Source organism: Agarivorans sp. DSG3-1, from assembly GCF_046774965.1.
Lineage (GTDB): Bacteria > Pseudomonadota > Gammaproteobacteria > Enterobacterales > Celerinatantimonadaceae > Agarivorans.
Genome location: NZ_CP177241.1, coordinates 2,185,857 through 2,210,779 on the forward strand (window position 1 = coordinate 2,185,857; position 24,923 = coordinate 2,210,779).

Annotated in this window: 23 protein-coding genes; 13 read left to right on the plus strand and 10 right to left on the minus strand. The window is 43.6% G+C overall.

Features of this window, described 5'->3' with window-relative positions; translation table 11 throughout:
- Nucleotides 1–620: 620 nt before the first annotated feature.
- From ACLD71_RS10220 to ACLD71_RS10240, 5 genes are all read left to right on the plus strand, one after another.
- Nucleotides 621–1,829, plus strand: coding sequence for a family 43 glycosylhydrolase (locus ACLD71_RS10220; protein WP_411994562.1), 1,209 nt, complete (start codon nucleotides 621–623; stop codon nucleotides 1,827–1,829).
- Between the two features lie 191 nt (nucleotides 1,830–2,020).
- Nucleotides 2,021–3,040, plus strand: a complete 1,020-nt coding sequence (locus ACLD71_RS10225; RefSeq protein WP_411994564.1) for a hypothetical protein — start codon at nucleotides 2,021–2,023, stop codon at nucleotides 3,038–3,040.
- Nucleotides 3,041–3,491: 451 nt separating this feature from the next.
- On the plus strand, nucleotides 3,492–4,217 hold the full coding sequence (locus tag ACLD71_RS10230) for a hypothetical protein (RefSeq protein WP_411994566.1): 726 nt from the start codon (nucleotides 3,492–3,494) through the stop codon (nucleotides 4,215–4,217).
- Between the two features lie 51 nt (nucleotides 4,218–4,268).
- Complete coding sequence (locus ACLD71_RS10235) at nucleotides 4,269–6,125, plus strand: zinc-dependent metalloprotease family protein (protein ID WP_411994567.1); 1,857 nt, start codon at nucleotides 4,269–4,271, stop codon at nucleotides 6,123–6,125.
- Between the two features lie 67 nt (nucleotides 6,126–6,192).
- The gene (locus ACLD71_RS10240) at nucleotides 6,193–8,238 is read left to right on the plus strand and encodes a fibronectin type III domain-containing protein (protein ID WP_411994569.1); all 2,046 of its coding nucleotides are present in this window, start codon (nucleotides 6,193–6,195) and stop codon (nucleotides 8,236–8,238) included.
- Between the two features lie 54 nt (nucleotides 8,239–8,292).
- On the opposite strand, the gene yghU is transcribed toward ACLD71_RS10240, so the two are convergent.
- From yghU to ACLD71_RS10260, 4 genes are all read right to left on the minus strand, one after another.
- Complete coding sequence (gene yghU, locus ACLD71_RS10245) at nucleotides 8,293–9,150, minus strand: glutathione-dependent disulfide-bond oxidoreductase (RefSeq protein ID WP_411994571.1); 858 nt, start codon at nucleotides 9,148–9,150, stop codon at nucleotides 8,293–8,295.
- Nucleotides 9,151–9,484: 334 nt separating this feature from the next.
- Nucleotides 9,485–10,090, minus strand: a complete 606-nt coding sequence (locus ACLD71_RS10250; protein WP_411994573.1) for a hypothetical protein — start codon at nucleotides 10,088–10,090, stop codon at nucleotides 9,485–9,487.
- 328 nt (nucleotides 10,091–10,418) lie between these two features.
- Nucleotides 10,419–10,973 (minus strand): sugar O-acetyltransferase, encoded by a 555-nt coding sequence (locus ACLD71_RS10255; protein WP_411994575.1) that lies wholly within the window; start codon nucleotides 10,971–10,973, stop codon nucleotides 10,419–10,421.
- A gap of 180 nt (nucleotides 10,974–11,153) precedes the next feature.
- Nucleotides 11,154–12,068, minus strand: coding sequence for an NAD-dependent epimerase/dehydratase family protein (locus ACLD71_RS10260; protein WP_411994577.1), 915 nt, complete (start codon nucleotides 12,066–12,068; stop codon nucleotides 11,154–11,156).
- An 83-nt stretch (nucleotides 12,069–12,151) separates the two neighbouring features.
- Between ACLD71_RS10260 and ACLD71_RS10265 the strand changes: the two genes are divergently transcribed.
- A complete protein-coding gene (locus ACLD71_RS10265) occupies nucleotides 12,152–13,027 on the plus strand; it encodes a LysR family transcriptional regulator (RefSeq protein WP_411994579.1) in 876 nt (291 codons plus the stop codon).
- Between the two features lie 409 nt (nucleotides 13,028–13,436).
- Nucleotides 13,437–14,537: a DUF3179 domain-containing (seleno)protein gene (locus tag ACLD71_RS10270; RefSeq protein WP_137672232.1), complete on the plus strand. Its 1,101-nt coding sequence runs from the start codon at nucleotides 13,437–13,439 to the stop codon at nucleotides 14,535–14,537.
- Between the two features lie 81 nt (nucleotides 14,538–14,618).
- Here the strand turns inward: ACLD71_RS10270 and nadN are convergent, their stop codons facing one another.
- From nadN to ACLD71_RS10300, 6 genes are all read right to left on the minus strand, one after another.
- A complete protein-coding gene (gene nadN, locus ACLD71_RS10275; RefSeq protein ID WP_411994581.1) occupies nucleotides 14,619–16,466 on the minus strand; it encodes an NAD nucleotidase in 1,848 nt (615 codons plus the stop codon).
- Between the two features lie 436 nt (nucleotides 16,467–16,902).
- Nucleotides 16,903–17,190: an immunity protein Tsi6 family protein gene (locus tag ACLD71_RS10280; RefSeq protein WP_411994583.1), complete on the minus strand. Its 288-nt coding sequence runs from the start codon at nucleotides 17,188–17,190 to the stop codon at nucleotides 16,903–16,905.
- A 109-nt stretch (nucleotides 17,191–17,299) separates the two neighbouring features.
- Complete coding sequence (locus ACLD71_RS10285; protein WP_411994585.1) at nucleotides 17,300–17,809, minus strand: hypothetical protein; 510 nt, start codon at nucleotides 17,807–17,809, stop codon at nucleotides 17,300–17,302.
- 10 nt (nucleotides 17,810–17,819) lie between these two features.
- Nucleotides 17,820–19,133 (minus strand): hypothetical protein, encoded by a 1,314-nt coding sequence (locus ACLD71_RS10290; protein ID WP_411994587.1) that lies wholly within the window; start codon nucleotides 19,131–19,133, stop codon nucleotides 17,820–17,822.
- Between the two features lie 329 nt (nucleotides 19,134–19,462).
- Nucleotides 19,463–19,918, minus strand: coding sequence for a NifB/NifX family molybdenum-iron cluster-binding protein (locus tag ACLD71_RS10295; RefSeq protein WP_411994589.1), 456 nt, complete (start codon nucleotides 19,916–19,918; stop codon nucleotides 19,463–19,465).
- Between the two features lie 13 nt (nucleotides 19,919–19,931).
- Nucleotides 19,932–20,219: a DUF134 domain-containing protein gene (locus tag ACLD71_RS10300; RefSeq protein WP_137672226.1), complete on the minus strand. Its 288-nt coding sequence runs from the start codon at nucleotides 20,217–20,219 to the stop codon at nucleotides 19,932–19,934.
- A 121-nt stretch (nucleotides 20,220–20,340) separates the two neighbouring features.
- Between ACLD71_RS10300 and ACLD71_RS10305 the strand changes: the two genes are divergently transcribed.
- The 6 genes from ACLD71_RS10305 (at nucleotide 20,341) to ACLD71_RS10330 (ending at nucleotide 24,849) form a co-directional block, all read left to right on the plus strand.
- On the plus strand, nucleotides 20,341–20,754 hold the full coding sequence (locus ACLD71_RS10305; protein WP_411994591.1) for a PaaI family thioesterase: 414 nt from the start codon (nucleotides 20,341–20,343) through the stop codon (nucleotides 20,752–20,754).
- A 180-nt stretch (nucleotides 20,755–20,934) separates the two neighbouring features.
- The gene (locus tag ACLD71_RS10310; RefSeq protein WP_411994593.1) at nucleotides 20,935–21,651 is read left to right on the plus strand and encodes a hypothetical protein; all 717 of its coding nucleotides are present in this window, start codon (nucleotides 20,935–20,937) and stop codon (nucleotides 21,649–21,651) included.
- Between the two features lie 103 nt (nucleotides 21,652–21,754).
- Complete coding sequence (locus tag ACLD71_RS10315) at nucleotides 21,755–22,360, plus strand: GyrI-like domain-containing protein (protein ID WP_411994595.1); 606 nt, start codon at nucleotides 21,755–21,757, stop codon at nucleotides 22,358–22,360.
- A 35-nt stretch (nucleotides 22,361–22,395) separates the two neighbouring features.
- Entirely contained in the window at nucleotides 22,396–22,845 is a 450-nt protein-coding gene (locus ACLD71_RS10320; RefSeq protein WP_137672223.1) for an NUDIX hydrolase, read from the plus strand.
- Between the two features lie 290 nt (nucleotides 22,846–23,135).
- Nucleotides 23,136–23,696, plus strand: coding sequence for a CAP domain-containing protein (locus ACLD71_RS10325; protein ID WP_411994597.1), 561 nt, complete (start codon nucleotides 23,136–23,138; stop codon nucleotides 23,694–23,696).
- 493 nt (nucleotides 23,697–24,189) lie between these two features.
- Complete coding sequence (locus ACLD71_RS10330; protein ID WP_137672221.1) at nucleotides 24,190–24,849, plus strand: CAP domain-containing protein; 660 nt, start codon at nucleotides 24,190–24,192, stop codon at nucleotides 24,847–24,849.
- Nucleotides 24,850–24,923 lie beyond the last annotated feature (74 nt).

Genomic DNA, 24,923 nt, shown 5'->3' on the forward strand with positions numbered 1-24,923 from the left:
TCGAGGTGGAACTCTTCTATATTTTTCAGAAAATGCTGCCTCTAAGCATGTAACTGTTTGAGCATCTTTGCCTAAAGGCTGAACGGGTCGCTTAATCTCGCCAAACTCTGAGCAAATGAGTTCAGGCAATGCTTACTATTTTGTACAGCCTAAAACCGTCAGCCTAACTCTCTAAACGCCTTGCTAACATGGCTATTAGCATAAAGGTGCCATAGTCATTCCGCTTGCCTTACTCATACTGTTTCTTCGCTCCATTTCAGCTAATGCTAGTTAGCTCACTTTTAGGTGTAACTAGAGGCACCATCTTCTCTGCAAGCAAAGCTTTTCGACTATTTCATACCGCTCTTTTTTCTGCTGTGTAATTAAAAACGGAAAATTAACTGAACAAAATATAACCACCAAATGTATTTTTTTTTAGTGTTTAATTTTCCAACTCTTTTACGTTTTTTTGTATTTGTGAATGACTCTTTATTTATCTAATAAAGGATTATGGTTTTTAGCGGAAGGTGAGCTTTACTCGGGTTGATGGTTTTTTAATCGGCGTGGTTGTCGGAATTAATTAGCTATTACTGAAGAAATATAATTCTAAATGCAATTGCTCTACAAGGAGAAGTGAAGTAATGAATATAAATAAAAATAATTTCACGAACTTTAATAAAATTGTGATTGGTGTGATGCTTACACCAATACTCGTCGTAAATTCATATGCTGAAACATTAAGAAATAGAACGTTATTGCCTGAAGTGTGGGCGCCAAATTTAATTTGGGATGGAGGTAATAATCCACATTTTAATAAATGGCAACCAGTAGGTTCTGCAGATCCTACCGCTAAAGTTTTTAACGGTACCCTGTACGTATACACCTCAACAGACAGTAAAGAGCTTTGCCAAATACGCAGTGACAAACTACAAAAACATGCTTATGCGCCTTGGGCAAATACCGGATTTTGTATGCCGGGCTATCAAGTCTTTTCTTCTGCAGATGCCTCACTGAATCAAAGCACATGGCAGAAGCACGGCTTGGTATTACGCCAAAAAGATGTGCCTTGGGCTAGAAAGTCTGCTGAAGGCTGGGGCAATAGTGCCACTATGTGGGCGGCTGACGTAGTAGAAGGAGACGACGGTAAGTATTACATGTTTTTCCCAAGTGTAAGGGGTGACAATAACCATCAAACCATTGGTGTTGCGGTAGCCGATTCTCCGGCAGGCCCATTTGTTGCGAGGCCCGCACCTATCGCTACCACTAATAATTTTGACCATGTTTTTGACCCGTCGGTTATCAAGGTGGGCAACCAGTGGTACATCTTTTATGCTAAAAATGGCAGTGGGGGCAACAAAGCAATTTGGGCCGCTAAAATTGATGCTAACTTCAATTACATTTATAACCCGCTCGACTTAATGTTAGAGCCGGGCAGTTATCTGGAAGGACCTCATGCTTACATGATTGGTAATGACCTGTGGTTACAATGGGCAAGTGTTACAGCGCCAGCTCAATGGCCTTATCCTGGTGGGTACCAAATTAAGCAGGCCGTGGCATGGAACAACAATAACCCCTTATCGAATTTTGACCAGCGGGGCATTATGGTTCATCCATTTGGTAATCCAGGCACTAACCATGGCTCGGTGGTATCTTGGGCAAATAATTACTGGGCGTTTTATCACGATCATTTAAACGGTAAAAACTCAGGTTATACACCCACTGCACCTAACCAGATACATAACTACCGTCGAGCGATGTATAGCCTAGTGGAAATAGATGCGTCTAAACGAGGAGAAGTTAAACCTTTTAGACCCGACAATATAGTAAGCCAACCCAGCTTATCTAATTGATGTTTGATCTTGAGGTTTATTTTCCAAACGGTTTAAAGTGAAGTGTGTAATCTTAATTGCTGATACATGTTTTATTCATCCTGATGGGAAAAAGATCTTTTGTTATGAATATGGCCACAGCTTGATGGTAAATAAAGTCTTGCTGTGGCTTAGACGGGTTAACTATTAATACTCAGTGATGGAGCCAATTAATGTTGAAAGTCCGACGTTTAATTATGGTCTCAATTTTATGCCTGCTGATATATTGCGCATTTTCACTAAAGATATTTGATGGTAAAGGCGAGCCATTATCTGAGTGGGTGACTGTTCAACAGAACCAGCTAGCGCCGGTTAAGCTAAAGCCTTTTAATAACACTGTCGTTGAAGCAATTTCCTTAGGGGCTACATCATCGATGGGAGATGCACCTCAGTATCAGCAATCTCAAAATAGCGGTGAAGATTTTGCTGGTCAATTAGCGATGCAAATTGGTAGTGCGGCGTCTAAAGAAAACTTCCTCCGATCAATGGTTTTGTTAGAAGAATGGGCTAAATATGATTTGATAGCCGTTTTGGAATGGTTGGAGCGACAAAGTAGCCTAGAAATGGGCAGTTTTTACCAAGCCATAGTATTAAGCGCTATGTTGAACCCGCTAGCAGACAAACAACAGTTAGCAGAGCTCATTGCCAAGTTACCTGAAGGCTTAACCAATCACAGTTTGTTGATTAGCACTTTTGCTAATGATTTGGCTGAGCAAAATATTAATTTAGCCTTGGAGTGGCTAGAAACTGTTGAACTACAAAGTTCGGCTACCCATGCAACAACAAGTGTATTAACGCAATGGGCTCAAGTGCAGCCAAACCTCGCGTTAGAGTTTTTACTAGAACAGCCTGAACTCTCATCATCACTCACTCATCAAATGGTAATTAATGCCTCCTCAGCACTGAACAATGATGAGCTTACTCAGCAAATTGAACAGTTGTACCGCTATCCAGAAGACTTACAGTTAAGTATCAGCGGGGCGCTTGTGAGGGCTATGTTAGCGCGCCAACCAACGCAGGCAAAACAGTGGATAGAAGAGCAAGTAAGAGGCCCGATTAAAGATGCTTCATTGCGAGAATATATTCAACACCAAGCAGATTACATAGAGCCCCATGCATTGAGAGCGTTAATCTTGGAAGTGGAAGATAATGACTTATTTGAAACCTTATGGGTTTTAGTCGCCAATAAGTAAGCCAATTTAGTTGCTGTGGTTGAAACATTAATAAAGCCTCAAAAGAGGCTTTATTAGTTTGCTAGGTCGTATATTTAGCTAAAAGCAGGTTGCGAGTACTTAAGGTTTGTTACTTAATACCGCATCAATATCTACGGCACCATGGCGCTCCATCTCCCCGCCTTAATCGCTATCAGCTACTCTCTGCGAAACTACAAAAGCAGTCTGCTAACTCTAGGGAAATTTCAACCGGTCTGTTATTTTTCCAAGCAACTTTATCGTAGTAAGTAGTGCTGACAGCTTGTTAATTATTTTTTTGTCATTAGCTTTCCCCGCTTCATTTTGTGGAAATTTACTTAATAATCAGACGATTATGTTTTTATTTTAATTGACAAAAATATCTAAAGATAATATTTGTGTATTATTGTATTAGTAGGCTCTCGGGAAGAGAGTGTTAACAGGGAAGGGAAGCGTGAATTACAAGTATTGGTTGGTGCTTGGGGGGCTGAGTTTATCTGTAGGGTGGCTTATCAGTGATATGACGATATCCAGAAGCAATCCTCATTCCACTATAACTAAGGTTGAGCGAGAGAGTTCTGTAGAAAATAAACCAGAGTTATCGCCAATTCTAAGCCTAACAAACTCTGATTTACAACAAGAGGTAATGGATAAAAATGTTGAAGTGCTTGCTTCAATTGATGCGCCAAATAAGCCCTCGACATACCGTGTACCCCCGCTAGGTCATGTTTCTATTAAGCTATGGAAGAATATTGAACAAACACCTGCGCAATACACCAAATTAGAATCTCATAATATAGATCGGCGCTTTGTGGAATATAACAATAACGCGTTTGTTGGTTTAGCTTTAGGCGATTCCTTTGAGATAGCATTACCCCAATTAAATACCGAATATACGCCGAAAGTGATGGCTGTAGAGGTGCATGCTAATGGCGACAGAACCCTTTCAGGTCGTTATTTAGGTGATGATGACAAGGCTTACTCTATTACTGTTACGCAAAGTAGCAGCGCCATGTTTGCGACTATCGCAACGCCATCTGATGTGTATTTCATGCAAGGGCAACAAAGCCAAGGTTGGCTGATATCAGGTAAAGATCAAGACTCCCTCAAAACTTGGATAGACGAGGATAGTGTAGCCATTCCAAATGATGCAAAGCTTAACCCTCCGCCTATCCAATAAACGCGCACCGTTTAATCTCTAATTCTATTAAAAAACAAAGGATGTATAGACATGTTTAATGTCAGAAAAGCAGCAAAGGAATTGCTTGCAGGCCTGTGTGTGGGCAGCACGTTATTATTTAGTCCTCAATTAGCGATGGCTAATGAGACGGTAGACGTTATGGTTCTTTATACCAGTCAAATTGATGCTGAACATAGTGGAGCAACAGAGACGTACATTAACCACATCATTAGCTCAAGCAATACCTTTTACGCGAATAGTAAAGTAGATATTCGCCTGCGATTAGTACATAGCCAAGAAATGAATGTGGCAGGCACTACACAAGTCACGAGTGATGCGTTAAGTCGTTTACGTAGCGATGCAACTGTAAGAAGTTTGCGCTCAGAATATGGCGCAGATGTAGTGACATTGCTGACCAACCCTACCAATAGTGCTTGTGGCATTGGTTACGTAGGTAGCGGAAGCAATGGACGTTTTTCAAGTTATGCTAAAGATTATGCGTACAACTTAGTTGGTGGTGGAACCAGCTGTAGTTCAATGACCTTTGCACATGAAGTGGGGCACAACATTGGCCTTACACACTCGCGAGCTCAAGGGGATACTGGTGGAGTATTTGGCTATGGTTTGGGCTATGGGGTAAATGGTCAGTTTAGTACCATTATGGGCTACCCTTCAGCTTTTGGTACTCGTACTAGAGTTGACCGCTTCTCTGATCCTACTCGCTCAGATTGTTTGGGCTATGCCTGTGGTGTAGATAAGGCTGCGTCAAATGGTGCTGATGCAGTGAGTTCGATTAATAGTTTAAGTGAGCAAATCGCTAACTGGTATCCAACCGTGGTTGAGGGGGGCGGCCCAGGTGATAATTCTCCAGAGTGTTTATTTCCGAGTAAGCCTAACAAACCGAGTGCAAGTGAAGTAGGCAGCAACGCTTATACCTTGGATTGGCCGGTGGTTGAACATGCGGTTAAATATCAAGTAACACGTTGGAATGCTAGCACGAGTACTTGGCAAAGTTACGATATTGTAGATGTGAATAAAGCAGTGGTATCTGGTGTTACCAGCACTACAGATTTCTCTCGTGTTGTGGGGATAAATGCTTGTGGTCAGTTGGGTGAAACCTCCGACTATGTATCAATTACCATGCTAGATGATACGCCGGTATGTACAACGCCGGAAAAACCCGCTAAACCCATTGCCAGTGAGGTTACTAGTTCTTCCTATACCTTAAATTGGTCGGCCGTAAATGGTGCCGCCAAATACCGAGTCAACCGCTGGAATGAAAGTCAGCGGGCTTGGCAGCAGGTGCTAGTGACTCAGGAAACCCAAGCAACCATTAGTGATGAAACTGGCGACGTGGCTTATGCGCAAGTTGTTGCTATTAACAATTGCGACCAAGCGGGTTCAGCGTCTAGCTATGTGACTGTAAACCTCATAAAAGAACCTACCGACCCTGACAATGGTAGCGAGCAAAACCTTATTAAAAATGGTGACTTTAATGGCGCTAATTTAGCGGGTTGGACTACTTATTGGGGAGGTTCGCTGTCTCAGGCTGAGCTAGGTTATACCGGTAAAGCGATGAGAGTAGCCGCTCGAAGCAATTGGTATGATGGCCCAATGCAAGAGTTGGGTGGTGTGATTAAAGCTAATACCAGTTATGCCTTAGGCGCTAAGGTAAAAATGGCTGCCGCTACCGATAATGTTAAGTTACAAATTTGGTACTACGATGACACTGGTGGTCACTGGCTGGCACCTATTCAACAAACCGTGGCAACTGCTTGGACCGATGTTGAAGGCGGCTTTGTTATTGATAACCTGCAAGGTGAGCTGAAATACGTGCGCTTGTTTGTGTTTGGGCCACAGCCGCAACGTGATTTTTATCTTGATGATGTAACGATCACTGAGCGTTAAATTGTAAAAGCCAAACATTTTATATGTTTGGCTTTTTATATTTCAAATACATAGGACGTTTATTGAAATGTTTAGAAAACTAATTAAAACACTTTCCGTGATTGTGTTGTTGCTAGGTTGTGCCGAGCTTAGTGCTCGCCCTTCTACATTTTTACCTGCCGAGCAAGAAGTGTTTGCCATTGGTGATTTGCATGGTGACTTTAATGCAATGGTAACAATACTGCGCGCAGCGGGACTTATTAATTCTAGTAATAACTGGATTGGCGGTAGCCGTACCTTTATTCAGGTGGGGGATCAACTCGATCGAGGAAATGGCGAGAAGCAAATTCTGGATCTATTTGAAAAGCTTATTGCGCAAGCAGAACAAGCTGGTGGCCAAGTACTGGTGTTAAACGGCAACCATGAAACCATGAATGTAGAACTAGATTTTCGTTATGTTACGAGCGGAGGCTTTAGTCAGTTTAGTGACCACTATCATTCAGGAATTTCCGACTCTGCAGTAACCCGTTTGCCCAGTGAGCAGCGTGGTCGAGCAGTAGCGTTTAAGCCTGGTGGCCCCTATGCCAATATTTTATCTACCCATAACGCTACTGTAATGGTTGGGCAAACAGTATTTATTCATGGAGGAATTACCCCAGCTTATGCGCGCTATGGTTTAGAGCGAGTCAATGATGAAATTAGCCAGTGGATGAAAGGTTACGCTAGCCGACCATCTTCTGTTGGCGGATCTGGCCCCCTATGGAACAGAGACTATGGCGGTACTATGTCTAGCGCGACATGTAACCAGTTAGAAGAAACCTTGGCGGAATTAGGCGCTAAACGGATGGTGGTTGCGCATACTGTGCAACGCAGCATTAACCAAGCTTGTAACGGTAAAGTATGGCGTGTAGATGTTGGTATGTCTGATTACTATGGCGGTCAATTACAAGCCCTAAAAATAACCAATGATTCACTGATTCAAATTGTAGAAGAAAACGGTCGCTTAACCGAAACTGGTTTTGGAAATAGTGGTGATGGAGAGTGTCAAGCTATAGAGGAAGCGCCAAAGAATTTGGTGGCCAGTAATCTAAAGAGTGATTCACTCAGCGTAACTTGGTCACCGGTTGACCATGCCTCAGGTTATCAATTGGAGTACTTTAACGGGAACTCTTGGGTATCGACTCGCACCTCGCAAACCTCACATAACTTGAACAACTTACCAGAAGGTTCAACGGTAAAACTGAGGGTTAAAGCCAGTAACCTTTGCAGTGAAAGTGATTACACTGAGGAAGTTGCTGTAACATTAGTGGATACTGGTAGCTGTCAGGCGCCGCAGCAAGTCGCTTCAATAAGCACTAGCAATCTTAGTACAGGCTCATTCAGTGCTCATTGGCCTGAGGCTGAAAATGCTACTAGTTACATTCCGCAGTTGTGGGTGAACAGCGCTTGGCATTCGCAACCAGCGGTAACCACCAATCAAGTTTCATTCACCAAGCTAATCGCCAATAGCACCCAATTTGTTCGTGTTATAGCGGTGAATAGCTGTAACGAACAGGCGGTGGCTTCTTCTTGGGTAGAAGTTAAGCTAAGTAGCGTTGAGCAGTGTGAGGCTCCTAGTGCGCCCTCACAGCTTAGCGCCAGTAATATTGGCAGCAATACTTATACTTTAAGCTGGCCAGCGGTCACTAAAGCAAGTAGCTATAAGGTACAGCGTTGGAGTGAAAGTAACGGTGCATGGCAAGATTACAATACCACCACGAACACCTCACTTACTGTAAGCGGTGAACAGCGCAGTACCGCTTACGCGAGAGTAATTGCAATAAGCAGTTGTGGTAAGGCGAGCAATGCTTCTCAATATCTTACGATTAGTATGGCAAGTGACAGTGGCGTTTGTAGTGCCGCACCGACTGTCCCTACTGGGCTGAAAGTCGATTCAGGGGTATTAACTTGGACCAAAGTTGCCCAAGCTAGTTACTACAAAGTGATGGGCTGGAGCGGGTCGAGTTGGGAGTTTTATACCAATGCAACTAATAATAGCTTAACGATGTCATCAACTACGCCGCAATATCTCAGTGTAAGTGCGCGTAACGATTGCGGTAAAAGCAGCTACAGCAGTTATATCCAAGTGAGATAAATGAAAGCGAAAAAAGCACCTTAGGGTGCTTTTTTGTGTGTGAGAGGCTTAGGTCTAAGATTTTTTATTTAATATCGCATCAATATCTGCGGCACTGTGGCGCTCGGCTAATTGCTCCCACTCTTCGCCCCAAGCGCGATTAACTATACGACCACGCTGTACGCCTTTACGCTGCTCAATGTCTTTGGCCCAGCGCATTAGGTTGGTGTAGCTACTGGCGTCTAAAAACTCTGCGGCTTCGTATACGGTATTTAACACTACGTTGCCATACCAAGGCCAAGTGGCGATATCTGCAATCGAATACTCGTCACCACCTAGAAATTGGTGTTTCGCCAACTGCTTGTCTAATACATCTAACTGGCGCTTCGCTTCCATTGTGAATCTGTTAATCGGGTACTCATATTTCTCTGGTGCGTAGGCATAAAAGTGACCAAAGCCACCACCCAAATAAGGCGCTGAACCTTGTAACCAAAATAACCAATTCATTACTTCGGTGCGTTTGGTGTGATCTTTAGGCAATAGCTGGCCAAACTTTTCAGCCAAATAAAGCAAAATTGCCCCAGATTCAAAAACCCGTATTGGTGTTTCGCCAGAGTTGTCTATTAAAGCAGGGATCTTAGAGTTTGGATTTATGTCAACAAAGCCTGAAGAGAACTGATCGCTTTCGCCAATGTTAATCAAGTAGGCGTCGTATTCGGCTTCTGCAACACCTAGCTGAAGCAGTTCTTCCAACATAATAGTGACTTTTTGGCCATTTGGTGTGGCTAAAGAATAGAGTTGTAGAGGGTTGGAGCCTATCGCTAGATCTTGCTGGTGGCGTGCCCCTGAATCCGGTCGATTAATACTTGCCCATTGGCCACCATTTTCACTGTCCATGGTCCAGACTTTTGGCGGAATGAATTGCTTTGTCATCGTTTTTCCTTATCTGTTTAGGTGCTATCTATATGGATATAGGGGTGTTCTGTTGGCTTAAACTTATATCTTGCTTGTTCATTAGAACGCTTCACCTTAGAAAAACATTCACATAACGCTCAATAAACAATTGAATATGGCTGAGTGACTCAGTTTGCTTTATATACTGTAAGAGTAAACCATTGGCAGTGGCAAATACTTTGCGGGTAGTTTGCGGGTAGGTGAGTTAAAAAAGCCGAGTGAATGGGCTCTACTCGGCTGAAAAATGGTGGGCTTATATCGCTAGCGGGTGTGGCTGATACCGCTACAGAGGCTACCGATAAACCACCCTACATTACTGAGTATTGGTTCTCAGCTTTTGTTGTTTTATTCTCCTAGCAGCTAAACCAAACACGACTAAGGCGAATACGCCTGCACTGGCTGGTTCTGTTACGCTAACACTAGGCTTGTTTTGAACACTGCTTGTGAGCAAGTCAATTTGCAGGTACATAGAGCTGTTTACGGTAGTTTCAGGCAAAGCAAACGATACACTGTCGGCAGTAAAGCCGGTTTGTACGCCACTCATGTTAGTGATGACATCAATACCGTTTAACGCGGCATTAGGCATGCCTATCCAATCTAAATCAGACAGTACAAAGCTGAGAAATCCCTGTCCATTACAAGTAAACCAGCCACAATATGGACCATTGTCAAAACTCACAAATATAGAATCGGCTAATACATCGATACTGAGTGAGTTATCGAAGTTGAAGTAGTCTGCGAACTCGACTTCATCACTTACCGTTGCTGCCATAGCACCTTTGCCTTCGCAAAGTGCACTTGCCGAACCTGAATCTTGTGAGCAGGACAGGTAGATGTCATCGCTAATGATCGTGGCGGATGCGAAATTTGCAAACAGCAAGATAACGCTAATGCCAAAAGTAACAATCAGTTTTTTCATTAGTATTCCCTATCGTTGGTGATATGCCATAGGGAACAGAGCAGGTATTAGGCCACTATTAAATTATTTTTATTTTATAGTGAGTTAAGTGCTATTGAGAAAGGGAGTCGCGCGTTTTTTTAAAGCACATTCTCGCAAATTCGCATTTTGATAGTAGACCAATGAGTCTTAGGCATACCCACCCGCTGCTAAGTAAACTTGTGTTGAATTAGGTAGATAGTCATCCCGTGCAGTATTTCTATTGATTGTGAGATAAAAAGTAGAGTTCCACACCTAGGCTGAGCGGAATGGGGATGAGCTTAAAAATGATGAATATGCCTAGTTACATTTACTCTACGGTTTCTATCACCTTGGCAGGGTTACCGCCAATCACCACATTGTTCTCAAAACTCTTGGTCACAACTGCGCCAGAGGCCACGACAACGTTATCACCTAATGTTACCCCTGGATTTATGGTGGCATGGCCGCCGATCCAGCAGTTGTCGCCAATGGTAATGCCTTTAGCAAATTCAATACCTTGGTTACGCTCTATTGGGTCGATAGGGTGGCAAGCTGTGTATATACCCACTTGTGGCCCAATAAAGCAGTTATCGCCTATGGTGACAGGCCCGCAATCAAGGATCACGCAAGCAAAGTTCATGTAAAAGTTGTCGCCTACCGAAATATTCTTGCCGTAGTCACAATTAAACTGAGGCTCAATTTTAATTGCGCCTTTAATGCTGCCGAATAATTCATGTAGCAGCTGGTTGCGTTGCTCAGCTTGCTGGCGGGTTGTTTGATTGTATTGATGGCAAATAGATCTGGCTTGAGTGCGCATTACTGTGAGTTCACTATCGCTAGGGTCGTAAACTTCACCACGCAGCATTTTGTCTCGTTCAGTCATAGGCTGTTCTTTTGTTGTGAGTTATCAGCGTTATTAGTGAGCAACGCTAAGGCTTTATAGGTGGATAGATTACGTTAATCACTCGCCATCTTACTTTGACTTGGATTGTTTAATGGCTGGTTTTTGGCAACTAAGTATAAGAAAGAATAGGCGACTTATTGGGGATCGGCCACCTATTCTTTAGGCCGGTTTCAGTTGTTTTAGTATTTGAGTGAGTGGGGTACTTTGGTAATGAGTACTTAAAGCTTGCTTCATCTTGCTGCCATCTAGCAAAACCGGTTGACGCCACAAATACCGCATTCTTAGTACCTCTTTTATGGTGGGTACAAATAGGGACAGGAGAGCGAAGCTCCACCACGCAAATTTTCGGGTGAGCAGTGGCTGTTGGTTGTTCTCAAAGGCCTGCTGCCAATCTTTGGTGCTTAGGCGTAAACCGGGGTCATGCCATACCTCAAAGTCACTTTGTGTAAGCTCGAGTAATTGGACGGTATTGGCACATAGATCGGGTAAGTAAGACCAAAAGTGCTGATGCTGCGCATTATGTGGAAAAGCCATTTGAGTATGATTGCGTTTGTATTTAATCAGCATGCTAGGCCAACTTAAATGGGTATTGGGGCCAATAAAATCACCTGCTCGCACAATGGTAATTTTTGCACCGTTGTCAGCGGCTTTGCGTAAGCGCTGTTCCATTGCCACCCTTATTTTGCCTTTAGTGGTGATAGGTTGCATCTGGTGGCTCTCGTCAATGGCGTGCTCTGTGGGGCTGTAGTTATACACGTTACCGGGAAACAATAGCCGTATTGCCAATTGCTCGGCCACTTGCACACTAGGTTCTAATAGTGACAGGGCTTCTTCTTGCCAGCGGTGGTAGGCAGGATTAACTGCGTATACGATTAAGTCTGCATCTTCTGCCGCAGCGGCTAGCTGTTGATAGTTGCTGGCATCACCTTCTACGATGTGTTGTGCGTTTAGCCATGATGGCGCTTTAGCGCGGTTACGCATTAGCGCTTTTATTTGCCAGCCTTGCTGTTTTAATGCGTGTGCCATTTCTGATCCAAAGTTACCGCTTATGCCTAATATAAGTGCTGTTTTCATTTTCTTTCCTCCAGTTGATAAACCAATTATATGATTCATAATCAAATAGAGAATGGCCAAAAATTAGCAAAGGGTATGCAAATATGAATAGCGATAATTGGCAATGGTGGCAGTATTTTTTAGCTATCGCTGAGCAAGGTAGTTTGAGCCGAGCGGCCGATAAACTAGCGGTATCACAACCTACCTTAAGCCGTCAGTTACAGGCTATGGAGGCGCAACTTGGCCAGCCTTTATTTGATAGAAGTACCCAAGGTTTAAGCCTGACCGATTTTGGACAGGGTTTGCTAGAAGAGTGCCAACACATGCAAAGTAGCGCCCAAAAGCTGCAGCGTTTAGCAACTGGGCAAGCGCAAACCCTCAGTGGTCGAGTTCGCTTATCTGCCAATGAGCTAATGGCTCTGCATTATTTACCCGCTTTATTGTCTAGGTTTATGCAACGTTACCCTCAAATCTCTCTAGAGGTTGAGGTGAGTAATCACGCCAGTAACCTAGATAAGCGTGATGCTGACGTGGCTATTCGCATGTTTCCGCCTACTCAACTGGATGTTTACTGCCGACGTTTGTTTGATATTCCTCTCGGCTTTTATGCCAGCCTAGAATATTTAGCCCAACAGGGTGAACCTTGCGACTCGCAGAGCTTGTTTCAACATCGAGTACTCGGTTACGACCGCGACCCGCAGTTTGAAGAGGGGGCAAGGCAATTAGGTATGTCAGTTAAAAACGAACAGTTTTTGTTGCGTACCGATTGTTTACCTTTGCAATTGGAGCTCGCTAAACAACATGCTGGTATTGTGGTTAGCCACCAAACACTGTGTGAGGCTGCAGGCTTAATCAAGCTTGATGTTGGCATAGAACTCCCCGCATTGCCGCTCTACTTGGTGTGCCACAGAGACGTGCAACATAACAAAAAAATTCGAGTGTTGATGGATTTTCTAGCTGAAACATTGGAACTTAAATAAACGGAGAATAGGTGGTGAAGGCTTCTGCTGTTTGTCCTTCAATTTTACCTTACTCCTCTTTATTCCTAGTGCTTTGTTGCTATCTCCTTACTCGCCGTCTTTCTATTGTTTCATTTATCGCAATAATCGATTCCGCTCAGCCTACTTACTCGATAATCGGAGTGTGAGTAAGCTTGCCTTATGAATTAGCAACGCGCTAATTAGGTTGCCTTTAAAGTTGCTGAATGCGCTGAAGAGGCAGGCCAATCGCAAGCAACTCGATGACGTTTTAGCCAAGTGTTTATGCAGTAAAGTTAAAGCAGAGAGGTGAGAGAAGATACGTTGGTTAGCTTGTGATTTTGGTATTTGGGCTCTGAACACCATGGGTGTTACCAAGCCTAGCATTAGAATTTAACGAAAGGGTATCCGAATGAGTAAATCAAAGTTAAAGATTATTTTTTATAGTTTAGCGGTGTTAATCGTATTGGTTAGTGTAGGTTCTGCAATTGGTGTTACTGAGCCTGGGCAAAAGTTTGGCACCGACAGAAGCATTGTTATTTGGTTGCTCGAGCATCGAGTATTGGTGGGTGTAGTCAATGTACTGATGATGCTAGGTTTATGCTTAATTAACCTAAAAAGTAAATTCTGGCCACGTTCGGTGATGCTTGCATGCTCAAGCTTAGTGGCTCTAGGCATTTGGTGTAGTAATTACGCTACCCAAACGGTGTTTCCGTCAAAGCAGCACAATGCTGAGTACTTTGATGTGAGATATGCAGATACGGTATTACCAGACGATCAAGTGATGTATGTGGTGCAGGTAGGTGACGACGTTCGAATGTTCCCTCGCGAGCATTTACAAATCCCCCATATTGCTGGCTGGAATGTAGATGGCACCGACTACACCATGACCTTTTGTGGTTTATCTAACCTGCCAGTAGTGATTGAAGCAGATTATGGTTTAGGTGAATCTGACCTAAATGTATCGATTCAAACCCACAACAATTTAATCTTTAAAGACACCAACACTGGCGTGTTTTTACAGCAAATTACGATGGAATCAGAGTTTACCGATCACAAACCAACACAGGTGCCTAATACCTTAATGTCTTGGTCGGCAGCTCGAGAGCTTTACCCAAATGGCCAAGTATTTATTTATCACTATGACCGTCCTTTAGACAAGATGATTAACACTGCGTTTCAAGATGCGTTAGACGTACAGTTTGATAAAGAGCGAGAAGATGAAGCTGCTTTTCCCACCTTGCGTTTAGACGATGCGCGTTATAACCAGAAAGAACTGATATTTGGTTACGACGGCGGAGATTTTCAATTTGCTTTTAGCATTGATGATGCGCGGACTTTTGGAGGCGAAACCTTTGAGGTTGCAGGCCAAGAACTAAGAATAGAATATGATGCTGAACACGACTTTGCATACTTGGTAGATGGTGATGGTGAGCAATTACCTACCCACAATGGTTTGTTCTGGATGGTATGGTCACACTGGTTTCCTGAAACGATAACCTTAAATAGCTAGATGCATATTTGAGTAATATAAACCGATGACTCGATAGAAAAAAGCCCGCTGTAGCGGGCTTTTTAGTGTGAGTAAGTTGCTCTAGTTTTGCAGGTTGCCGTCTACATCGTAGAACATTTGAGTGCTGTAGTTTTCAAGTGGAAGTTTGTCGATAGTGCTGCGGCGTTCTACATAATCAACAAATGATTGTGCGTAATCGAGGAAGCTATCTTCAAACTTACTTTCGTCTGCTGCTATGTCGGTAAAGCTAAAGTAACCGTCGCGGCCGCCAGCAATATAGTCGTTAGTGACGACGGTAAGGCTGGCATCATCAGTTAAAACAACCCAATCAGTTGTGCCTTTGGCTTTCACTTCTACATCGTATAAACGGGAACCGGCCGCTTGTGACATATCTACTTTGTAGCGCAGGCCTGCTGCGTAAGGGTAAGCACCGGTAGAGCCGTCTGGGTCTAGGGCATAATCTACCGCTTCGTTCAGTACTGTTTTGATTTCTGCACCGGTCATTTCTAGATAAACGAGGGTATTAGCAAAGGGCAGTAAGGTGTATGCATCACCAATGGTGTAATTGCCTTGCGGTACGTCGTTACGCACTCCGCCTGCGTTTTGAATCGATACATCGCCACGAATCGCTTGCTCTAAAAATGCTTGAGCGACCAAGTTTGAAATGTCTGAGCCATTCGCGCTAGTGGCTGATACATCACAAAGGGTGCTGCGGCCTTGGCCTGGGATACGCTCAAAACATAGGTTTTGCGCTACATCGCCCACAACCGCTTGTTTTAGTACGTCTACTTCTTCTGCATACACGGCTAGTACGGCAGCTGCGTTGGCGTCTGGCGTTACGATAGACAGATTAGCGTTTGCTGTTACTTGCGCAGTGACGGCATCTCGGTCTGTGCCTGTAAGCTCAACACGAGTACCAGTGCTGTCTTTACGTTTAAAACTGTCGGCCAGCATTAAGTGTGGCGTACCCGTACAGCTTGCTAATTTACCGTTGCCGTCAAATGTTACGGCTAGATCTCCTACTACCGCAGAGTATTGCCACGCTTGGGCGACACAAACAGGGTCGCCGTCTAAGTTGCTTAGCATGGTGGGGTAATCGCCTTGGGTATTTAGGCCTAGGTCGGCAAAGTCACCCAATAGTGTGTGCGAGTCACCACCAACAATCACGTCTACGCCGCTAAGCTTAGCCGCTAGTTCTACATCGTTTTTGTACTGGTAGTGAGTAAGCAAAATAATGTTGTTTACGCCTTGGCCCTTTAGCTCATCAATGTACATTTGGGCGGTAGTGGTTTCATCATGAAAGAGGGTGGTGGCGTCTGGGCTTGAAGAGTTCTTGGTTTTAGTCGCAATGTCGATACCAATAATACCTACCTTGGCATCACCAAAAGACTTAATCATATAAGGTTGGAAGTAGTCCCAACGGGTAACGGGAGCGAGCGGCGATACGCCAACTTCAGGCTCTACATTCGCGGCTAATACTTGAGTTTGACAAGTTGGGCTGTAAAGAAACTCTAAGAAGGTTTTAAGGCCAGCGTCGCCGCCATCAAACTCGTGGTTACCAAGGGCAAAAGCATCAAAACATACTTCGTTCATCAGTGCTGCGTCGGCTTCACCTTTAAACAAGGTGTAGTATAGATCGCCAGTAATTGCATCACCCGCATGCAGCTTCAACACATTGTCTTTGCTGGCGGCGAGTTCATTTATTTTTGCGACTACTTTAGGGAAACCACCTACCGATACACGCGTCGCTTCGCCAGCTAAGGTTAGGTCTATACCTGTGTCAGCCTGCAGGTGAGAATGATGATCGTTAATGTGCAAAACATTAATGGTAAGCGGTTGGGCTGGCGTAGTGGTGTTGTCATTATCGTTACATGCAGCTAACACCAAGCCGAGTGGCATTATGGCAAGCCATTCCTTGCGAAAATTCATCTTTACTAAATCCTTCTAGATGGAAAACTCTAGACCTTAGTGTTAGTTGATGAACACTAGATGAACTATTTTTGTCTTTTTTATGTCGCGGTGATAATCAAAATGGACTCACTTGATGTTTACTGGCATTGAAGGGTAATAAGCCTTCACGAGCTTGATACTTTAAAGGCAAGTCATCTACGTCGATGGCTATTTTTATTGTGCCATTCAATAGTTGCTCGCACAAAGTCAACACTTGTCCAGTTACATCAAATTGATCATTAATCGGTGTATATGTTTTTAGAATATGAGTTTTTAACTCACTAGCCTGCCTGTTAGCTTATTCAGGCCAATATCGATGAAGCGGCCTGTTTTATAATCCACTTTAACTCTTTGAGTGCTCATGTCATTGTGGAGTGTTTAGCAATAGACAATGATATTTTATGTGCTGCGGTTTTTATTGATAGTCCTCGGGGTATAGGTGCGATGTAACTTCATCTAAAAGCCCTTTTAATTTTAGTTCTTCTGGAGAGGCAAAGTTTCTTGAAGCAAGAACCCCATAGGTAAATGTCTTCCCTTTAGGGAGGCTAGTTCTAGGGTTGCGTCCTTGTTTAGCTTCATCCGATAAAAACGTTAATTGCGCTAATATCGAGTCGTAAATGGCTTCCTCAATAGATGAGATGTTTTTCTTTGAAAACTCAACTAGCGCTAGGCCTGATGACGCTGAAAGCTTCGAATAATTCATTTGAACTTCCCTTTGCTTTAGGAATGCAGCTAACATCAGCTGAGTCTTCGAACTCAGAACAACGGTTGTGATTTTGCTCTATTAACGTCAATACATGTTTCTTGGATGTTTATAACTCGCCGCGATCAATTTTTTGAGCAATTACCTTAAGGTTGTCTAGCAAGCCCTCATCAAATAGCATTTTATCGGTAAAGCAAAACTCCTGTTGGCCTTCTCCCCCGAAGTTACTATGTAGATTTCGGCTTGCATTTGCCAAGGCGTAGCCAGAAGTACCAAACCAGCGACTAGTGACAAGCTTTTCACCGTCAATTACTTCACTAAATGTGAGCTCTTCCCTTTTCAAGCCGCCCTCAGCCTCTGTTCTCATAAACTTCTGTTCAATAGCATTGATGAACCACTGAAGACCGCTTTTGGGTATTTCAATATCGGTACCGCCAGTCACCCTTTCAGGCTTTCCATTTATTGAAGGGAAAATGCCTTTTGATGCCAGTACTAAATAATCGTGCTGTAATAACAAGTAGAAGAAACGATATTTACCGTTAGACCTTAGTGATTTAAAGTTTAAAACGGTGTCTGGGTTGTTATCTAATTCATCAACACGTAAGTTTTCAAATTTCATTAAAACTACCTTATAAATCAATTCGCTTAATTGCCCCTAGGCTCTCTAACTTGCCTAGTTGTTGTGGGTTTTTATCATAAGTAAACACTTCAACAGGGCCATAAGCGATATGACTAGTGACATTGGTATCACGGGTCATTCCATTACCTGTGAAAATTTCCCACGCGCTAATTTTTGTCGCGATGTCATGCCGCTTGCTCAAAAGCTTGGCAGTGTCGACATCGTAACCTAGCTCGTTAATGGCATAATCAATTCTGTCGTCAGGGGTATCCATGTCGACTCCTGCATCCCAAGCATTATTAGCAAACTCTTCATACTTAGGGGCAAAGTCCTCATTCATCACTTTGTTAGCAATGTTTGGGTCGATCCCCATATCAGGGTTACCTGCAATCATCTGGTTCATGTTATCAAATGTTGGAATGACAGAAACAACATCACCAGCATCGGCAACTTTTTGCTTATCGATAAGCAACATGGTGTATGTTTTTTCAGGCTTATATCGAGTACCAAAAGCGTTTAATAAAAGCTCAGCATCACTATCGGCATGTTCTACTTGGCTCATTGGTGCGGTCCATGTTACTGCTCGACCACCTTTTACTTGGCCAATGGTTCCTGAGTCTCCTGAATGAGCGGTTTCAATTATCCTAACAAGAATATTTTCGTTAAGACCGTTTTCTACTATGGCTAATTTGTCTTCTAGAGTATAAGGCGTTTTGGGAAGAGCAGAATTTGCTGCCTTAGCGTCGGTAATCGCGGTTTTAGCTATTTTTAAACGAGTGCTTGCTTCGTTGATTGTTTGGGCTGGGTTTAACCGCTTAGGTGCCGTTTTTGCTTGTTTCTGCTGGCTAGAACTTGGAGGCTGAGATGATTGTTGCTCAACCCTACCACCTTGGCCCAAAGTTTCCTTGGCTGGAGCTGCTCGGGGGGCAGCGGTTTTCTCTGGCAAAGTCGCTACAGGAATACCGCCTTCGGTATCTGTTGGGGCATTGCCTGCAAAGCTTTCACCCTTATACACTTTTACTTCGCCACTGATAATGGCTTTACTTAACCAGGCATGTTTTTGCTGCTCAGTTTTATGGTTAGCCATAAAATCGCCAGCCATGTTGGAATAGAGTTTGTTTAGGTCAAACTGGTAACCCCACATAGAGCTATGGTTTTGCAGTAAAGATTCAGCCCAATAAACATCTATGCAGCTGTGGAGTTGCTCACCTTGATGACGCGCACCGTTATGCCTAGGAATAAAAACGTAAGACTGGCCAAAGGCATCTACTAACAAGGTTTGGTTGAATTTGGATTGCTGAACGAAATTAGCGTTTGGCTGCATACTTGCTTCCTATATAGCTAATTAGTTTGTCTACCTTAAACATGCGATTCCTTGCTTGTCTGTTGTTCGATATTAACTGCAAAATCAATAAAGTGGGGATGCTATCAGTCTAGTGAGTTATGAGTCAATATTGATGTTGAGAAACTCATCAAAGTAGCTGTGAGGAATAAGAAAATTTGTGCGAATTACCAAAGTGCTCATAGATAGGTTTGGGGGAAATCTATTGACGATAAAGGGAAGTCTGTAACTTTATAAGGGGGAGTTGCTAAGCAAAGAAAGTGACAGACTTTGTTGGAACGGGTTAATTCATCTAGTTAGCCAATAATGGTTTAGCTACAGCAGGCCTTTCCTGAGCGACCGGATCTATGGTGGCGTTTATTTGATTGGCCACAACAGCGATTGGCTTGTTGGCGGTCTTCGCAATGATGGTTTTTATTGTACTGAGTAGAAGCGCGCCCTTGGCTAGGGTGGTTAAGTTCTAACAAGTCACTGGTGGTGGCTGCTTTTACTTCGGTTTTCTGGCCTACTTGAAAGACTTTAATGCCAGCCTTTAATAGTTTGGCTAAGGCGCGCTCCCCAATATTACGCACAATCACCACCTCGGTTTTCATGGTTTGTAATTGAGTGATAATGGCGCTTTTATCACTGCAAGAGGCTTCAGCGTTGGCCGCTGGATTCTCCCAGTTGTCAATTAAGCTATTGTTGTGGGTAAAAAATGAAAATTGCTCTGCTTTAGAAAAGTGATTAGCGACTAAAGCTTGGTCATTTGCTACGGCATAAATCATGGTTTGCTTCCTTTTATTCAATATTCTCTTCTTCAAATAGTAGTGCGCTGCCTTCTATTAAGCTGGCGGCTACCTTGTATCTCGCCTGATTAACAATGTTGCCAAAGGTTTGCCGTGATACACCCATTTGATCTGCGGCGGCTTGTTGGCTCATATTGTGGTAATCGGCTAGGCGCAGTGCTTCTAACTCTTCGGGCAGAATGTTTATTTTGTTTAATTTGCTCATTGGCACGCCGTTAGGTTTAAAGCAACGGTGGGCGGGAGCGCCTCCAATACGGCGGCATTTCTTTGGTCTAGGCATTTTTGCTCCTAATGTGATGAGTTAACCATACACCAGTAATTGGCATATGCCAATTACTGGTGTGATTTATTTATGGCATATGCTATTAATGGAGACTAAATATTGCTTAGGGAAATAATCAGTGAATAAGCTAAAGCCTGCGCACCACCAACATTGTATCGCTTGTGGTGATCCGCAACTAAACACCTATTCCATGGGGTTGACGTTCTCACTTAATCAACTAAAAGAAGCATGGGCAACGGTAAAGCTTGGGGATAGGTATCAAGGTTATAGTGGGGTGTTACATGGCGGTGTTATCAGCACTTTATTAGACGACGCAATGGTGAATCGATTGTTCTTTGAAGGAGTAGAGGCAATGACCGCTGAGCTAAAGGTTCGCTTTGTTAGGCCTATTCCTGTGAGTCAAACCTTACGCTTAAGTGCTCAGCTTGTTGGCGAGCGCAGAGGCATTTATTCGCTCACTGCATCGTTATGTGTCGATCAGCTGATTTATGCCAAAGCCCAAGCTAAGTTTATTGCCGCTGGTCCGCGCTAATCTAACTTGAAGTGCGTTTAATAGCAGGGGGAGTGCCTAAACGACTTAGGCTAACAGTTTGGCTTTAAGGTCCTCGTTGCCTAAAAAAACACCGTTGTTTTATGCTTTCTACAGACAAGCAGCGTTGAGCTACATCACTACTTTTATTGTGAAAGTGGCTATGAGAGTAAAGGCAACAAAATGAAAAAACTAATCACATTTGCAATCGTGGCTTCACTGGCCATTGTTAGCGGTTGTAAAGAACAGGGGAGCGTTAACCTTTGTTCAAAAAATGCCAACGCGAGTTCGTGTAACAGTAACAATACCGGCGGCAATAAAGGCGGCCAACCTATTAACCCCAACAACACATTGAATACTGCAGGGATTTACCGTGACACTGCCGACGATCATGTTGCTGTGGTGAGCAGCAATGGACGAGTATTATTTTGGGATGACTATTTCACTGATCGCGAAGTGGAACAGCGTGGCTTAGTGCGTATTTCTGTGCAAGCAGACACCGAGTATACAGAAGACAGCGCCTGCCAATATCCTTCTGGTTATGCGGCTAGCCATGTTTACAGTTTCACACGGATGCAAGATAAGGCCGTGCAGTTTAATACTAATTGTGGGGATGCACGGTTCTATACGAAGCGCCCAAGCAAACAAACCCTGACAATGACGACTGCCGACAATAGTGGTTTATATAGCGCTGCAGGAGAGTACTTAGAAATTACGGATTTAACCCTCATCAATACCGATGGCATGCAGGCCACATTGGCTGACAATGGTCAACTTAAGTTTAATCACCCCTATACGGACTGCGAGCAAGAATACCTTGTAGATGAAACCAGTTTGGTCATTCTTAGCAGCCCAAATTGCGAGGCCACCGGTTTTGTTTCAGGCTTTTATCAGCCATAACATAAGGTAACTACTTAACTACAGTAACAGCACGAGAGCTGTGTTTTGCGGTATGCTGACGGTATTCATATCGTTGTTGGTTTATCACCCTTAGAGTACAAGCATGAGCAAAATAGACTTTAAAAAAGAATTAAAGCAGTTTTATCGCCCTTCAGCTAAAAAAGTGGCGCTAGTCGATGTGCCGACCATGAATTTTTTAATGGTAGATGGGCAGGGTGAGCCTGGCTCTGAACGTTACCAAGCAGCGGTAGAGGCGCTGTTTTCACTCGCCTATACCCTTAAGTTTATGATTAAGAAGAGCGTGGGAATTGATTACGCAGTAATGCCGCTGGAAGGCCTGTGGTGGGCGGAAGATATGAGTGACTTTGTAAACGACAACAAGGCTAATTGGATTTGGACGATGATGATTATGCAGCCAGAGTGGGTGACCACGGAGCGGGTAGCTGAGGCGATAAAACAAGTCAACACCAAGAAAAATTTGGCCGCTATAGATCTAGTTCGCTTTGCTGAGTTTACTGAAGGTAAATGTGCACAAACTCTACATGTGGGGCCGTTTTCTGAAGAGGGGCCAACGGTAGAGCGGGTTCATCAATTTATTAGCGATAGCGGCAGTCAACTGCGGGGTAAACATCATGAAATTTACTTGTCTGACATTCGCCGCGCCGCACCAGAAAACTGGAAAACAGTGATTCGCCAAGCCATGGTTTAAGGTTATTACCATTAAGACTTAAGGAGACGTTAAAGATGATTCCGCTAGATACGTCGATTGTTTCTGGAGTGGCTTTATCGCAATTTAATAGCCAAACCAAAATGCTGTTAATGAAGCGCAGCAAGGGCAATTATTGGTGCCATGTAGCCGGCCATATAGAGGGCGACGAGAAGGCGTGGCAAGCAATGGTGCGCGAGTTTAAAGAAGAAACTCAGATAGAGGTCACTCAGCTTTACAACGGGCAGATTCTTGAGCAGTTTTTTGAAGCCAACAGCAATGTAATGCAAGTTATTCCGGTGTTTGTGGTGATCTGTCCTCCAAACCAAGCTGTGGTATTAAATCACGAACATACCGACTATCGTTGGGTGGGAATTGAAGAGGCTCAATCCATGGTGCCGTTTCCTAATCAACGCGAAGTGTATCAGCATGTTTGGCAGCACTTTGTATTAGCCCACCCACACCCTTTATACGCAGTAGATATTTAATCTATTTACAAGTAGTAGCGGAGAGTTTGTGATTGCTTTTTAGCATCGCGCCAGTTACTGAGTGGCTTCGAATATTTACTCAAATGGCTGTTGCTGCGTTGGTCTACAGGTTATATAGAAGCGTCTATTTAAGCTTACAGGGCGAATAGTTTGATATTTTTTATTGATGAAAAATTCATGGATTTTGCCATCTCAATGTGTTTTTATGCCTTATTAATTTAATTGTTAGTGAGTACTTAATGTCTCTAAAGGGCTTGTTTTCACTGACTTTACGCATGATAAGGATGTGCATGTCTCGTTTTATAATATTATTGTTGTTAATAGGGCTTAGTGGCTGTGGTGGTTCATCTGACTCTGGCGAACCTACACCAAACCAACCTAACGATCCGGTTAATCCAGAAGAACCTGCAGAGCCAACAGAGCCAACAGACAATACCCTTCAAGCTCGTATGTTAGAGGCCGTAAACCAAGCACGAAGTATAGGGCGTAACTGTGGTAGCGACTATTACCCTGCGGTAGCCTCGCTAAGTTCCAACCTAAGTTTGCAACTGGCCGCTGAAGAGCACTCAAACAATATGGCCAATTACGATTTCTTTTCTCATACCGGATTAGACGGATCTAGCTCAGCCACTCGCGCTACGGCGCACGGTTATAGCTGGTCTTACGTTGGCGAAAATATTGCTGCGGGGCAACGCACTTTAGAAAGCGCGATGTCTGGTTGGTTAAGCAGCACCGGCCACTGCAAAAATATTATGAATGCTAACTACACTGAGCTAGGTGCCGCTATGAGTGAAAACAGCAGCAGTAGTTATGGCCGGTATTGGACTCAGGTATTTGGAGCGCAACGCTGAGAAAAGTAATAAGCAATGAGTCTCTGATTAAAAGCCTAGCTAGCTGGGCTCTCACTTTATAAAAGTCTGTTTGATACATATTGAGTGTGTAAACCAAAGCAGGCTCGGAACTCTAATCAGTATTTAAAGGTACCGAGAGGCTTAATCATTTGTTGGTGAGCTACATTGCCAAGCAAATCGTAGCGCTTTTCATGTTTAACATCCGCTCCCTACAATGAATCTTAGGATAATCTTCTTAATATTAATGGCTTATAGGTGTTATTGATAATTTAATTATAAACATAATCAAGATCATGTTTTTTGATTTGTAGTTATGTAATATTTTTATCCCTTGTGAAAGTAGAGCGTTATTGCAAGCTTTTATGAGTAAAACCAAATAGTTAGTGAGCGTTTATGGTTACCGAGGGATCGTGTATAGCTGTTATCAGCTTGATGTGTAGTTAATGATCCCTTGGCTTAGGAGCCTCACTACCCAGACGATATAAGGAAATATATGTCATTTTTTAAATTTTTATTGTTATTACTTGGCCTTAGTGGGCCTGCTGACCCTGTTGAACCCACTGATCCTGGCGGCCAAGATCCTAGTGAGCCAACCAATCCGGTTGACCCTAGCGATCCGGTTGATCCCATTGACCCTGAGGACCCGGTGTTACCAACAGATCCAGTGGACCCTGTTGAGCCAACGGACCCGGTTGATCCCGTTGACCCAATCGAACCAAGTGATCCAGTAGAAGATACTATTCAAGCTAGAATGCTAGAAGCAGTAAATGAAGCGCGAAGTGTGGGGCGTAACTGTGGCGGTACTTATTACCCAGCCGTTGAGCCATTAAGTTCTAACTTAAGTTTGCAGTTGGCTGCCGAAGAGCACTCAACTAACATGGCAAACTATAACTTTTTCTCACATACCGGATTAGACGGTTCTAGCCCTTCTAGCCGCGCGAGAGGGCAGGGTTACAACTCGTCTTACGTGGGCGAAAACATTGCTGCGGGTAACCGTACCTTAGATGACGCAATGTCTAGCTGGCTAAAAAGCAGCGGTCACTGTTCAAACATCATGAGTGCTAACTACACCGAGCTAGGTGCAGGCATGAGCGAAAACAGCAGCAGTACTTATGGCCAATATTGGACTCAAGTTTTTGGCGCGCAATACTAAAATAAGAAAAGTGCTAAATGGTTAACGGCTAACAGTTTTAAGCCCAGAGCTTTGTGCTCTGGGCTTTTTGGTTA

What these genes read in the sequence shown, in the direction of transcription:
- ACLD71_RS10220 (WP_411994562.1), top strand. Translation starts at nt 621, where the DNA reads ATGAATATAAATAAAAATAATTTCACGAACTTTAATAAAATTGTGATT.
- ACLD71_RS10225 (WP_411994564.1), top strand. Translation starts at nt 2,021, where the DNA reads ATGTTGAAAGTCCGACGTTTAATTATGGTCTCAATTTTATGCCTGCTG.
- ACLD71_RS10235 (WP_411994567.1), top strand. Translation starts at nt 4,269, where the DNA reads ATGTTTAATGTCAGAAAAGCAGCAAAGGAATTGCTTGCAGGCCTGTGT.
- ACLD71_RS10240 (WP_411994569.1), top strand. Translation starts at nt 6,193, where the DNA reads ATGTTTAGAAAACTAATTAAAACACTTTCCGTGATTGTGTTGTTGCTA.
- yghU (WP_411994571.1), bottom strand. Translation starts at nt 9,150, where the DNA reads ATGACAAAGCAATTCATTCCGCCAAAAGTCTGGACCATGGACAGTGAA.
- ACLD71_RS10250 (WP_411994573.1), bottom strand. Translation starts at nt 10,090, where the DNA reads ATGAAAAAACTGATTGTTACTTTTGGCATTAGCGTTATCTTGCTGTTT.
- ACLD71_RS10255 (WP_411994575.1), bottom strand. Translation starts at nt 10,973, where the DNA reads ATGACTGAACGAGACAAAATGCTGCGTGGTGAAGTTTACGACCCTAGC.
- ACLD71_RS10260 (WP_411994577.1), bottom strand. Translation starts at nt 12,068, where the DNA reads ATGAAAACAGCACTTATATTAGGCATAAGCGGTAACTTTGGATCAGAA.
- ACLD71_RS10265 (WP_411994579.1), top strand. Translation starts at nt 12,152, where the DNA reads ATGAATAGCGATAATTGGCAATGGTGGCAGTATTTTTTAGCTATCGCT.
- ACLD71_RS10270 (WP_137672232.1), top strand. Translation starts at nt 13,437, where the DNA reads ATGAGTAAATCAAAGTTAAAGATTATTTTTTATAGTTTAGCGGTGTTA.
- nadN (WP_411994581.1), bottom strand. Translation starts at nt 16,466, where the DNA reads ATGAATTTTCGCAAGGAATGGCTTGCCATAATGCCACTCGGCTTGGTG.
- ACLD71_RS10280 (WP_411994583.1), bottom strand. Translation starts at nt 17,190, where the DNA reads ATGAATTATTCGAAGCTTTCAGCGTCATCAGGCCTAGCGCTAGTTGAG.
- ACLD71_RS10285 (WP_411994585.1), bottom strand. Translation starts at nt 17,809, where the DNA reads ATGAAATTTGAAAACTTACGTGTTGATGAATTAGATAACAACCCAGAC.
- ACLD71_RS10290 (WP_411994587.1), bottom strand. Translation starts at nt 19,133, where the DNA reads ATGCAGCCAAACGCTAATTTCGTTCAGCAATCCAAATTCAACCAAACC.
- ACLD71_RS10295 (WP_411994589.1), bottom strand. Translation starts at nt 19,918, where the DNA reads ATGATTTATGCCGTAGCAAATGACCAAGCTTTAGTCGCTAATCACTTT.
- ACLD71_RS10300 (WP_137672226.1), bottom strand. Translation starts at nt 20,219, where the DNA reads ATGCCTAGACCAAAGAAATGCCGCCGTATTGGAGGCGCTCCCGCCCAC.
- ACLD71_RS10310 (WP_411994593.1), top strand. Translation starts at nt 20,935, where the DNA reads ATGAAAAAACTAATCACATTTGCAATCGTGGCTTCACTGGCCATTGTT.
- ACLD71_RS10315 (WP_411994595.1), top strand. Translation starts at nt 21,755, where the DNA reads ATGAGCAAAATAGACTTTAAAAAAGAATTAAAGCAGTTTTATCGCCCT.
- ACLD71_RS10320 (WP_137672223.1), top strand. Translation starts at nt 22,396, where the DNA reads ATGATTCCGCTAGATACGTCGATTGTTTCTGGAGTGGCTTTATCGCAA.
- ACLD71_RS10325 (WP_411994597.1), top strand. Translation starts at nt 23,136, where the DNA reads ATGTCTCGTTTTATAATATTATTGTTGTTAATAGGGCTTAGTGGCTGT.
- ACLD71_RS10330 (WP_137672221.1), top strand. Translation starts at nt 24,190, where the DNA reads ATGTCATTTTTTAAATTTTTATTGTTATTACTTGGCCTTAGTGGGCCT.